The organism is Rhizobium sp. O111 (assembly GCF_055616315.1).
Window position 1 is genome coordinate 3,649,350 of record NZ_JBSHXL010000001.1, and the last position, 12,530, is coordinate 3,661,879.

The 12,530-nt window shown below is 63.7% G+C and carries 10 protein-coding genes; 3 read left to right on the forward strand and 7 right to left on the reverse strand.

Annotated elements, in window-relative coordinates:
• The first annotated feature begins 36 nt into the window (after positions 1-36).
• A complete protein-coding gene (gene uxaC / locus ACVTFQ_RS18215; RefSeq protein WP_111563063.1) occupies positions 37-1,452 on the forward strand; it encodes a glucuronate isomerase in 1,416 nt (471 codons plus the stop codon).
• On the forward strand, positions 1,449-2,903 hold the full coding sequence (locus ACVTFQ_RS18220; protein WP_111563064.1) for a mannitol dehydrogenase family protein: 1,455 nt from the start codon (positions 1,449-1,451) through the stop codon (positions 2,901-2,903). The genes uxaC and ACVTFQ_RS18220 overlap by 4 nt, the downstream gene beginning before the upstream one ends.
• A gap of 18 nt (positions 2,904-2,921) precedes the next feature.
• Here ACVTFQ_RS18220 and ACVTFQ_RS18225 read toward each other — a convergent pair whose 3' ends face one another.
• The 7 genes from ACVTFQ_RS18225 to ACVTFQ_RS18255 form a co-directional block, all read right to left on the reverse strand.
• Positions 2,922-5,372 (reverse strand): FAD-dependent oxidoreductase, encoded by a 2,451-nt coding sequence (locus ACVTFQ_RS18225; protein WP_113177836.1) that lies wholly within the window; start codon positions 5,370-5,372, stop codon positions 2,922-2,924.
• Position 5,373: 1 nt separating this feature from the next.
• Positions 5,374-6,243: a phosphotransferase gene (locus tag ACVTFQ_RS18230; protein WP_111563066.1), complete on the reverse strand. Its 870-nt coding sequence runs from the start codon at positions 6,241-6,243 to the stop codon at positions 5,374-5,376.
• A 64-nt stretch (positions 6,244-6,307) separates the two neighbouring features.
• Entirely contained in the window at positions 6,308-7,387 is a 1,080-nt protein-coding gene (locus ACVTFQ_RS18235) for an ABC transporter ATP-binding protein (protein ID WP_111563067.1), read from the reverse strand.
• Between the two features lie 25 nt (positions 7,388-7,412).
• On the reverse strand, positions 7,413-8,486 hold the full coding sequence (locus tag ACVTFQ_RS18240; RefSeq protein ID WP_111563068.1) for a Gfo/Idh/MocA family protein: 1,074 nt from the start codon (positions 8,484-8,486) through the stop codon (positions 7,413-7,415).
• A gap of 37 nt (positions 8,487-8,523) precedes the next feature.
• On the reverse strand, positions 8,524-9,408 hold the full coding sequence (locus ACVTFQ_RS18245; RefSeq protein WP_111563069.1) for a carbohydrate ABC transporter permease: 885 nt from the start codon (positions 9,406-9,408) through the stop codon (positions 8,524-8,526).
• On the reverse strand, positions 9,401-10,363 hold the full coding sequence (locus tag ACVTFQ_RS18250) for a carbohydrate ABC transporter permease (RefSeq protein WP_026283119.1): 963 nt from the start codon (positions 10,361-10,363) through the stop codon (positions 9,401-9,403). The genes ACVTFQ_RS18245 and ACVTFQ_RS18250 overlap by 8 nt, the downstream gene beginning before the upstream one ends.
• Before the next feature lie 5 nt (positions 10,364-10,368).
• Positions 10,369-11,655, reverse strand: a complete 1,287-nt coding sequence (locus ACVTFQ_RS18255; RefSeq protein ID WP_111563070.1) for an ABC transporter substrate-binding protein — start codon at positions 11,653-11,655, stop codon at positions 10,369-10,371.
• A gap of 201 nt (positions 11,656-11,856) precedes the next feature.
• Between ACVTFQ_RS18255 and ACVTFQ_RS18260 the strand changes: the two genes are divergently transcribed.
• Entirely contained in the window at positions 11,857-12,525 is a 669-nt protein-coding gene (locus ACVTFQ_RS18260; protein ID WP_111563071.1) for a TetR family transcriptional regulator, read from the forward strand.
• The last annotated feature ends 5 nt before the right edge of the window (positions 12,526-12,530 follow it).

The following is a 12,530-nucleotide window of genomic DNA, read 5'->3' on the forward strand; positions in this document are numbered from 1 at the left end:
GTGCGCTAGGCCGGTAGGTACCAGGGAGGAATAAAGATGGATATCGGCAATGGATTTCTGCATCCGGACCGGCTCTTTCCGGCCGATCCGGCAACGCGCAGCATAGCGCGCGAGCTCTACGAGAGCGTCAGCGGGCTCCCGATCGTCAGCCCGCACGGGCACACCGAACCCTCCTGGTTCGCCGACGACAAGCCCTTCGAGGACGCCGCCTCGCTGCTCGTCATTCCCGATCATTATCTCTTCCGCATGCTGCACAGCGTCGGCGTCAAGCTCGACGATCTCGGCGTTCCCCGCCTCGACGGCAAGCCCGTTTCGTCCGGCCGCGACATCTGGCGCACCTTCGCCGCGCACTATCATCTCTTCCGCGGCACGCCGTCCAGCCTCTGGGTCGATCACGCCATGTCGGCCGTGCTCGGCTGCGAGGAGCCGCTGACATCAGGGAATGCCGACGCGCTCTACGATCACATCAACGCGCAGCTGGCGCTGCCGGAGTTCCGCCCCCGCGCGCTCCACAAGCGCTTCGGCATCGAAACGATCGCTACCACCGAGGGCGCGCTCGATCAGCTCCCGCACCACCAGAAGATGGCCGAGGACGGCTGGATCGGCCGTGTGCGCACCACCTATCGCCCCGATAGCGTCACCGATCCCGATGCCGTCGGCTTCCGCGAAAATCTCGTCAAGCTCGGCGAGCTCACCGGTTGCGACGTCGCGAACTGGGATGGCCTGATCGACGCGCATCGCAAGCGCCGCGCCTATTTCCGCCAGTTCGGCGCCACTGCCACCGACCACGGCGTCCCCACCGCCTTCACCGCCGATCTTCCGCATTCGGACAAGCAGCGGCTGCTCGACCGGGCGCACAAGGGCACGCTCGAAGAAGGCGAGGCCGAGCTCTTCCGTGGCCAGATGCTGACCGAGATGGCCGGGCTTTCGGCGGAAGACGGCATGGTCATGCAGATCCACGCCGGCTCGCGCCGCAATACCGACCGCGAACTCTTCCAGACGCGCGGACCGAACATGGGCGCCGATATCCCGACGCCGACCGATTGGGTCGGCGGGCTCTCGGCACTTCTGGCGAAATACGGCCATGCGTCGGGTCTTCGCGTCCTGCTCTTCACGCTCGACGAAACCACTTACGCCCGCGAACTGGCGCCGATGGCCGGCCACTGGCCGTGCCTGATGATCGGCCCGCCCTGGTGGTTCCACGACAGCCCGGCCGGCATTCGCCGCTATCTCGACCAGGTGGTCGAGACGGCAGGCTTCGCCAACATGGCCGGCTTCAACGACGATACCCGCGCGCTGCTCTCCATCCCCGCCCGTCATGATGTCTGGCGCCGCGAAGTCTGCGGCTTCCTGGCGACGCTGGCGGCCGAGCACCGGATATCGCGCCAGGATGCGGCAATCGCCGCCGCCGATCTCTCCTACGGCAACGCCAAGAAGGCCTACAAGCTGTGACCGAACGACTGACGCGCCTCACCGGCCTCGCACATACAGCCAAGCTCCCCGCCTTCAACCGGGATGTGCTGAAGCCGGGCATCCTGCATCTCGGCCCCGGCGCTTTCTTCCGCGCCCACTTCGCGCCCTATACGGATGCGGCGCTGGCGCTTGGCGGCGGCGATTGGGGGATCGAGGTGGCAAGCCTGCGCACCGCCGATGTCGCCGATCATCTGAACGAGCAGAACGGCCTCTACACCATGCTGGTGCGGGACACGGAAGGCACGGTCGCGCATGTCATGGGGCCGATCCTCAAGGCGCATGTCGCGACCCGCAATCCCGACGAACTGCTGGCACGGCTCGAAGACCCCGCCATCCGCATCGTCAGCCTGACGGTGACCGAAAAGGCCTATGGCTTCGATGCCGCCATCGGCGGTCTCGATCTCAAGCATGCGGATATCGCAGCCGACCTCGCAAACCGCCACGCGCCCCGCGGCGTCATCGGCTATCTCGTCGAGGGCCTCGCCCGCCGCCGCGCCAAGGGCGTAGCACCGTTCACCCCTCTCAGCTGCGACAATCTTCCGAGCAACGGCGCTGTGCTGAAGCGCCTCGTCATCGATTTCGCCGGCCGTGTCGATCCCGAGCTAAAAGCCTGGATCGAGAGCAACGTCCCGTTCCCCTCGACCATGGTCGACCGCATCACGCCGGCCAGCACCGAGGCGACCTATCGCGATGCAGAAACGCTTATCGGCCGCGTCGATCTTGTCGCGATCGAGACCGAGCCCTTCACGCAATGGGTTATCGAGGACCGCTTCGCCAATGGCCGCCCGCAATGGGAAAAGGCCGGCGCGCTGATGGTCGAGGATGTCTCGGCCTATGAGAAGATGAAGCTGCGCATGCTGAACGGCGCGCATTCGCTGCTCGCCTATCTCGGTTATATCGGCGGCTATGAATTCATCCGCGACGTGATGGACGACACAGGCCTGGCAGCCCTTGCCCGCCGCCACATGAACGCCGCCGCAGCCACGCTCGATCCAGTCCCCGGTATCGATCTCGAAGCCTATGCCGACGAATTGACAGCCCGCTTTGCAAACAAGGCGATCGCCCACCGCACCTACCAGATCGCCATGGACGGCACCCAGAAGCTGCCGCAGCGCCTGCTGGAGCCGGCCACGGAAGCACTGGCCGATGGTAGCAAGGCGGAAACCTACGCAATCGCCGTCGCCGCCTGGATGCGTTACGCGCTTGGTATCGACCGCAACGGCAAGGCCTACGAACTCCGCGACCCCCGCGCCACCGAGATCGCGGCATTGCTGGCGGACATCCCCCGCAACGGCGGCGCCGTCGCCGCCGCGCTGTTCACGCTCCCCGGGCTGTTCCCAGCCGCGCTGACAGAAGACCTCGCCTGGACCGAGGACGTGGCCAACAAGCTCGACATTCTGATCCAGGACAACAAGCTGCCGTTGTTCTGATCGGAGCGGGTAGAAGGTTTACGCCTTCACCCGCGCCATCTCGGGATCATAAAGCGGCGTCAGCGACACCTTGCACGGCACCCGCACCCGCGCGACATCAAGCTCATACCGGCCCGACAGCACGAATTCCTCGCTCACGCCCTCGGCGTTGCGCACATAGCCGTAGCCGATCGGCTTGCCCACCGTGTAGCCGAAGCCACCCGAGGAAAGCCAGCCGACGCGCTTGCCGTCGCGGTAGATCGTCTCGCGGCCGAGCAGCACCACGTCTGGATCATCAGGCACGAAGCAGGCGAGCATCTTCTTGACGCCCGACGCCAGCTGCCGCTCGATCGCCTCGCGGCCGCGAAACGGCGTGGTCTTCTTCGTCTTCACCGCCCAGCCGAGCCCGGCTTCAATCGGCGTATGGTCAGGCCCGATATCCGAGCCCCAGGCGCGATAACCCTTTTCCAGTCGGCAGCTTTCGATCGCCCGATAGCCGGCATTGACGAGATGCAGCGGAGCACCCGCCGCCATCAGCGCGTCATAGACGGTCGTGGCGTATTCGATCGGCACATGCAGCTCGTAGCCGAGCTCGCCGACATAGGTGATGCGCAGCGCCCTGACCGGGCAGCCGGCGATGCCGATGGTTTTCACGCGACCGAAGGGGAAGGCGGCGTTGGAGACGTCGCTGCCTGTGACCTTCTCCAGCACCGCGCGCGCATTCGGCCCCATCAGCGCCAATACCGAATAGGCCGAGGTCACATCGACCAGTTCGGCATGCAGGTCGTCAGGAATATTGCGGGCTATCCAGTCGAAGTCGTGCGTGGCAAAGCCAGTCCCGGTGACGATGTAATATTCGTCCTCGGCGATGCGCGCACAGGTGAGATCGCATTCGATGCCGCCCTTGTCGTTCAGCATCTGCGTGTAGACGAGCGAGCCCACCGGCTTGGCGACATCGTTGGCTGATATCCAGGAAAGTGCTTTTTCCGCGTCGCGGCCCTTTAGCGTGAACTTGGCGAACGAGGTCTGGTCGAAGATCACCGCCGCCTCGCGCACCGCCCTGTGCTCGCGGCCCACCGCCTCGAACCAGTTCTGCCTTTCGTAGCTATAGACGTCCTTCGGTTCCTCGTTGGCGAAGAGATCGGCGAACCAGTTCGGCCGCTCCCAGCCGAGCTTTTCGCCGAAGCATGCGCCCTGCGCCTTCAGCCGGTCGTAGAGTGGCGATTTGCGGCACGGGCGGCCGCTGGAATATTCCTCGAAGGGGAAGGCCAGCGTGTAGTGCTTGCCATAGGCTTCCAGCGTGCGGGTGCGCACCCAGTCGGTATCGAAATGCGGGCGGCCGAAGCGGCGGATATCGACCGGCCAGAGATCGTAGGGCGGCTCGCCCTTGGAAACCCACTCCGCCAGCGCCATCCCGGCGCCGCCGGCCGATGCGATGCCGAAGGCGTTGAAGCCGGCGCCGACGAAGAAGTTCTTGAGCTCCGGCGCTTCGCCGAGAATGAAGTTGCCGTCGGGCGTGAAGCTCTCCGGCCCGTTCAACAGCTGCTTGACGCCGACATTTTCGAGATCAGGCACGCGGCCGAGCGCCTGCTCCATGATCTGCTCGAAATGGTCGAAATTGCTGTCGAGCAGCGTGTAGTGGAAACCGTCAGGGATGCCCGATGTCGCCCAGGGGATCGGGTCCGGCTCGTAGCCGCCCATGACGATGCCGCCCACCTCTTCCTTGTAATAGGTCAGCCGGTCGGGATCGCGCAGCGTCGGCAGATTGGAGGGCACGCCGAAGGATTCGGTGATGATGTACTGGTGTTCGACCGAGACCAGCGGCACGTTGACGCCGAAGCGCGCCGCGAAACTGCGCGTCCATTGCCCGGCGCAGACGACGACGCGCTCGCATTCGATGCGGCCATGCTCGGTGATGACGGCGCGGATGCGGCCCTTGTCGATCTCAAGGTCGATCACCTCGGTATCCTCGAAGATCGAGACGCCGGCCATGCGCGCGCCCTTGGCGAGCGCCTGCGTGATGTCGGAGGGATTGGCCTGGCCGTCGGTCGGGAGATAGGCGGCGCCGATCAGGTCGTCTGTTGTCATCAGCGGCCAGAGATCGAAGGCTTCCTGCGGCGTCAGAAGCTGCATGTCGAGCCCGAAGGATTGCGCCGTGGTCGCCTGCCGTTTCACTTCCGTCCAGCGTTCCTCGTTGCAGGCAAGCCGCAGTCCGCCATTCATCTTCCAGCCGGTGCCGAGCCCGGTCTCGGCCTCCAGCCGCTTGTAGAGATCGACGGAATAGCCGAGCAGCTGGGTGATGTTGGCGCTGGTCCTGAGCTGGCCGACGAGGCCGGCGGCATGGAAGGTGGTGCCCGAGGTCAGCTTCTTGCGTTCCAACAGCACGGTATCCGTCAAGCCGAGCTTGCCGAGATGATAGGCCGTCGAGCAGCCGATGATGCCGCCGCCGATGACGACAACCTTGGCGGTCCTGGGCAATTCCTTCGTCATGTCATTGATCCTGTTCGGCATAGGCGCGCTCGAAGCGCGCGCGGTTTTCGGCGGTATAGGCGGCGTAGTCGAAATCGATGGTCGAATGGATTTCCGACACCATGCTCCACAGCATCTCGCGCAAGAGAGAGGCGCATTTCATCGCCTGGTAGCGTCGCCAGAGATCCGGCGTCAGCGGCTTTTGGTAATAGGCCTCTAGCATTGCCCGCTCCGCATCCTCGGAAAACTCGTTGTTGGAGGCGAGCCCGCCGAGATCGAAGAGCGGCGTATTGAAGCCGGCATAGTCCCAGTCGATCAGCCAGAGCCTTTGGCCGTCGTCGAGAAAATTTGCGGCCAGCATGTCGTTGTGGCCGAAGGCGATCTCGAAAGGCCCGGCCGCCTGCTCCAGCCGCTCCGCCTTGATCAGGAGATCGGGAAACAGCTGATGATACGGGCTGCCGGCGGCATCGAGCGTCGCGATATAGTCGCGCACCACGTGAAACACCCAGAAGATCGTGGCCGTGCCGCGAAACTCCCGCGCGATATCGTGGTGACATGCGCGCACCAGCGGGATCACGCGCTCCAGCGTAACAGCGTCGCGCAGATCCTCCGGCGTCAGCGCTCGTGACTCGATGTAGTCGAGCACCAGCACGCCCGGCGCGTGGTGGATGACCGCGGGCGAGAGCCCCGCCGCATGCGCCGCCTTGCTCGCCGCCAGTTCGTTCGATCGACTGATGTGGTGGACGGGGATGTCGTCGCCCAGCCGCACGACCCGCTTCAGCGCGCCGTCGCGGACCAGATAGTTGCGGTTGGTGATGCCTCCCGTGATCGCCGAGATATCGATCGGACCATTCCATATGCCAAGCGCATGTATACGGTCTTCAGGCGTCACGCTGTACCCCTCGCGGCCTATCCTATTGAAATCTTGGCCAGAGCCGGCTGTGCTGTCAAGCGGCCTAAATGGTGCTGCCCGCGCCGTCGAAGACATGACAGCGCGCCGGGTCGAAATAGGCGGTGACATTGGCGCCGCGCTCCACCTTCTGCTGCCCGTCGAGCGCGATCGTCAGCTGCTGCTTGTCGGGCGTCGTCGTGTAGAGCATCGTCGCGCCGCCAAGGTTTTCCAGAAGGTCGATGTTAACTGATGACAGCGCGATGCCGCCCTTGTCGATCAGCGACAGATGCTCCGGGCGGATGCCGAAGGTCACGCTTTCTCCCGCCTGCGCGGTCACGCGGCGCGGCAGCCGCACGCTGTTGCCGCAGACGTTGATCGTTGTCTCGTTGCCGCCGACGCTTTCGATCTTGCCCTGCAGGAAGTTCATCTTCGGGCTACCGATGAAGCCGGCGACGAAGCGGTTGGCGGGGTGGTTGTAGAGGTCGAGCGGCGCGCCCACCTGCTCGATGCGGCCGGAGTTCAGCACAACGATCTTGTCGGCCATGGTCATGGCCTCCACCTGGTCGTGGGTGACGTAGATCATCGTATTCCCCAGGCTGCGGTGCAGCCGCGAGATTTCCACGCGCATCTGCACGCGCAGTTCGGCGTCGAGATTGGAGAGCGGCTCGTCGAACAGGAAGATGCGCGGTTCGCGCACGATGGCGCGGCCGATCGCGACGCGCTGGCGCTGTCCGCCCGAAAGCGCCTTCGGCTTGCGCTGCAACAGCTTCTCGATCTGCAGGATTTGAGCGGCGCGCTGCACCTTCGGCTCGATATCAGCCTTCTTGTAGCCGGCCGTCTCCAGCCCGAAAGCGAGGTTCTTGTAAACAGACATGTGCGGATAAAGCGCGTAGGACTGGAACACCATGGCGATCCCACGCTTGGCCGGCGCCACCTCGTTCATCCGCTCGTTATCGAGCATCAGCGCGCCGCCGGAGATTTCCTCCAGCCCGGCGATCATACGAAGCAGCGTGGACTTGCCGCAGCCGGACGGTCCGACGAAGACGACGAATTCGCCCGGATCGATCGCCAGATCGATGCCGTGGATGACGTCAAGCGCGCCATAGCGTTTCTCGACCTTCTGAAGAACGACGCTTGTTGCCATCTCTTGGGTTTCCTTATCTGGTCCGTTACCGGGTTCTTGCGCGCCAGTCGGCGTATTTCGGGCTGTCGGGTCCGACAGGCAGGGCGATATCCTGGCCGCTGTCCGACGATTGATAGATGGCGGTCACGAGCTCCAGCGCCCGCCGCGCATCCTGGGTGCTGACGGGCAGCGGGCCGTTGCCTTCGAGGTGGGCGTGGAAATGCGCCATCTGGTTGGTGAAGCGCGGCGCCACCGGCTGCCAGTCGCCGATCACGGCGTCGATCCGGCGCTGCACCTCGTCATTGGCGGCAAGGATCGTCCATGGGTCCTTGCCTGGCGAATAGGCCTCGTGGTTGCTCTCGAAGGTGACGTTCTCGAAATGCAGCCTGAGCCGGCTGATTTCCTGCTGCGAGCCGAGCGTGCAGGACAGCGAGACGAAGGCGCCATTCTCCATTTGCAGGCTCGCCGAGGCGCAGTCCTCGACCTCGATGTCGTTGACGCGGGTCGCCACACGGCCGAAGACGCGCTTGGCCGGCCCCATCAGGTGCAGCAGCATGTCGTGCAGGTGCAGCGCATGCGTCACCAGAACGCCGCCAAGCTCGGTTGCCCACTTGCCGCGCCAGGGAACGGCGTAATAGGCGGGCGTGCGCAGCCAGAAGGTCTCGACCGAGCCCATGTATGGCTTGCCCGCGATCCCAGCCTCGATGATCCGCTTCGCCTTCTCCACGCCGTCGCCGTAGCGATACTGGAAGATCGGCATCAGCACGCCCCTGGCGGTCTTTTCGACGCGCATGATCTCGTCGACGCCTGATAGCGATCCGGTGAGCGGCTTTTCGCAGATTACGTGCTTGCCCGCCTGAAGGGCCGCCACCACCTGCTCAAGATGGATGCCGGGCGGCGTGCAGATGTCGACGATGTCGATGCTCTCGTCGGCCAGAACCTCGGCAAACGAGGTGGTGCGTCCGGCGATCCCGAACTCGTCGGCCACCTCGGCAAGTCTCGCTTCGTTGAGGTCGCAGAGAACAGCCACCTCGAACTTGTCGGGATGTGGCAGGTAGCCCTCGACGATATGCGAGCGGCCGATGCCGCAGCCGATGATCGCAACTCTCTTTATGCTCATGGGGTAGGTCTCTTTGGCATGTTCATTGCAGCCGTTCTCAACGCTTCATGCCCGTGGTGGCGATGCCGTCGATCAACAGCCGCTGGAAGAACAGGAAGAAGAAGAACACCGGCACCAGCGTCAGCGTCGACATGGCGAACAGCCCGCCCCAGTCCGATGTGCTGCTCGAATCGACGAAGGTGCGCAGGCCGAGCTGGATCGTGTAGGTGTCCATGTCGTTGAGGTAGATCAGCGGCCCGAAGAAATCGTCCCATGTCCAGATGAAGGAGAAGATCGCCGCCGTCGCCAGCACCGGCAGCGAGAGCGGCAGCATGATCTTCCAGTAGATCCGCCAGGCGCTGCAGCCATCCATCATCGCCGCCTCGTCGAGTTCGCGCGGAATGCCGCGGAAGAACTGCACCATCAGGAAGATGAAGAAGGCGTCGCTGGCGAGAAACTTGGGCACGACCAGCGGCAGGATGGTGTTTACCCAGCCGAGGTTCAGAAACAGCACATATTGCGGGATCAGCGTCACGTGATAGGGGATCATCAGCGTGCCGAGCATGATCGCGAACCAGAAGTTCCGCCCGGCAAAGCGCAGCCGCGCGAAGGCGTAAGCCGCCAGCGAACAGGCCACCACATTGCCGGTCACCGTCAGAAGCGAAATCACCAGCGAGTTCCAGAAGAAGCGCCCGAAGGTGATGTCGAGCCCGCTCCAGCCGCGCACATAGGATGTGAAATCGATCGACGACGGAATGAGCGAGGTCGACGAGAAGATCTCGTTTTCCGGCCGCACCGAGGCCGACACCATCCACAAGAGTGGATAGAGCATCAGCAGCGAGGCCAAGATCAGCAGCGTGTGAACGACGATCGAGGCCGGCAGGCTGCGCTTGGTGATGTCGGATGGCGGCGCAGCGACCGCGGATGTGATCCCGTTAGTCATCGTAATGCACCCAGTAGCGTGAGGACAGGAACGAGAAGGCGGTGAACACGGCGATGATCAGCACCAGGATCCATGCAAGAGCGGAAGCGTAGCCCATGCGGAAGTTCCCGAACGCCTCCTGATAAAGATAGAGCGTGTAGAACAGCGTCGAATTGATCGGCCCGCCCGACCCGCCGGAGATGATGAAGGCAGGCGTGAACGCCTTGAAGGCGTCGATCGTCTGCACCACGGCGTTGAAGAAGATGACGGGCGTCAGCAGCGGCAGGGTGATCTTGTAGAACTGCCGGAACTTCGAGGCCCCGTCGAGGCTCGCCGCCTCGTACATGTCGGTCGGGATTTGCCTCAGTCCGGCGAGGAAGATGATCATCGGCGAGCCGAACTGCCAGACGCTGAGCGCCACCAGCGTATAGATCGAGTAGCTCGGATGCGAGATCCAGCTCGGCCCCTGGATGCCGATATGCGAGAGTGCTGCGTTGACCAGGCCGTCACCGGCAAAGAGCTGCCGCCACAGCACCGCGATCGCCACGCTGCCGCCAAGCAGCGACGGGAGATAGAAGACGGCGCGGTAGAAGGTCAGCCCTCGCACGCCCTTGTTGAGCGCCATCGCCACCAGAAGCGCGAAGATCAGCTTGAACGGCACCGACAGCACGACATAGGTCAGCGTCACCTTCATCGCCGCCGCGAACTTCGGGTCCGCGGTGGTGATGCGCACATAGTTCGCCGCCCCCACCCATTCGGGCGAACGGATCATGTCAAAATCCGTGAACGACAGGTAGAGCGACACCAGCGCCGGCCCGAGCGTCAGCCCCAGGAAGCCGAGCAGCCATGGAAGAAGAAAGAGATATCCAGGTCCGTTGGCGGCAAGGAGGCGTCGCCAACGGCTGTCGGCGACCACTCCCTGATACTGCTCCGCCGTCGCGGCCCGGTCGGCCGTCGCGCGCATCGCATTGCTCATGTCGGTCAACCCCGCGCGAGAAGGCGCGTGATCTCGTCGACAAGCTGTTTGCCGGCATCGGCTGGCGTGACCTGGCCGAAGGCGACCTGCTCGGCAAGCTGGCGCAGAACGGTCTGGCCTTCGCCGGCGCCTGAAGGAGGCGGCGGCGGCAGCGGCCCGGCGAGATCGCCGAGATTGGCCACGTAGTTCAGCGGAATCTTGCCGACATCGTCGAGCATGCCGGCCACGACATCACGCATCGCCTTGGATTCCGGGATGCCGCGCTCCACATCGAGCACCTTGGCGGCTTCTGGATCCTTGACGAAGAAGTTGACGTAGTCGACCGCCTGTTCGAGCGCCTTGGACTGCGCCGAGACCGAGAAGAACATCGACGGCTTGCGGTAGTGTCCGCCCTTCGAGTCCGCCTTGATCAGCGGATAGTTGTTGAGCGTCAGCTTGTCCTTCACCACGGCCTGGAAGCCGACGAACTGGTTGCTGTGCGCATAGTCGATCGCGGCCTTGCCGAGCGTCAGCGGCGCGGTGTCGATCGTGTCCTTGTAGAGCGCCTGCACATCGGGCGGCACGCAGGCTTGCGCCTCGCGGAACTTGGCCCACATGTCGAACCACTCGGATGCGTCGTCGGCGCCGAAGGCGATCTTCGAATCCGCCGTGTAGAGCGCCTTGCCGCGCTGGCGCACGTAGTTTTCGAACAGCGGCTCCGCGCCGCTGCCGTCGGCAAAGCCGAAGAAGCCCTTGCGCTTGCCGGCCTTGGTGATCTCGGCGCCCATCTTGCCGAGCTCTTCCCAGGTCGTCTTGTTATCAGGCATCTCGACGCCGGCTTCCTGCAGCGCCACCGTGTTGACGACGGTTGCCGCCGAGTTGGCGCCGAGGCTGACGCCATAGAGATGGCCGTCGACCTTGCCGCCCTCGATCTGCGCCGGATCGAAATCGTCGAGATTGAGCTTCGACGGCATGTAGGATTCGAGCGGGGCGAGCGCGCCGCGCCGCGCATATTCGACGATATAGCGGTAATCCATCTGGATCACGTCGGGCGCATTGCGGCCGGCGACCTGCGTTGCCAGGCGCGGCCAGTAATCGCTCCATCCCAGGAACTCGCCGGTGATCGATGTGCCTGAATTCTTCGCCTTGTAGAGATCCGATACCTTGTTGGTGCGGTCGGCGCGCGGCTGCGAACCCCACCACAAGAGCCGCAGTCGGGCATCGGCGGCAAAAGCCCCTGGCCCCAGTGCGGACAGCGAAAGAAGCGTGGCCCCTCCCGCAACGAAATTGCGTCTGCTCACACGAAACGTCATCTGTTTTTCCTCCTCCCTTGGGGAGCGCCTCCACACGCTCCCGGCTGGTTTCTCTTGCAACAAATAACTATTTGGTTACAAGCTATGAAGAAGCACCGGGACTGTCAAGCGACATGTGGCGGCGGGATCGTCAGGCTTGGCTTTTTACAATCTGTTCATAAACAACTATGAGCGCGAGGTTTAAAGGAAAGGGTAGTAGGGATGGATGGCAGCGGAGAGAAGAAACCGGCCAAGCGGCGTTCCCAAGAGCGCGTTTTGCAGCGCGATCCCGAGCGAACGCGCGCCGCCATTCTCGAAGCCGCGACCCGGGAGTTCGCTGAAAATGGCATGGGCGGCGCCCGCGTCGATGCCATCGCCGAGCGTGCCGGCACCAACAAGCGCATGCTCTATCACTACTTCGGCGACAAGGAGCAGCTCTATCTGCATGTGCTGGAGGAGGCCTATGTCGGCATCCGCACCGCCGAGCGAGAGCTGCATATCGGCGACCGTAGCCCGGAAGAGGGGATCGCAGAGCTCGCTCTGTTCACCTGGCGCTATTTCCTGAGGCACCCCGAATTCCTGAGCCTGCTCGGCACCGAGAACCTGCACCGCGCCCGCTGGCTGCGCCAGTCGGTGCGGCTGAAGGAGCTGCACTCGCATCTGATCGTCGAGCTGACCGAGGTGCTCGATCGCGGCAAGAAGACGGGCGTCTTCATCGAGGCCGCCGATCCGCTGAACGTCTATCTGACCATCGCCTCGCTCGGCTATTTCTACATTTCCAACCAGTACACGCTCTCGACCATCTTCGGCCGCGACCTTCAGGAGAAGGGCAATCTCGACGCCTGGGAACGCCATATCGTTCACGTCACGCTCGCCTCGATCAAAGCCTGATCGCT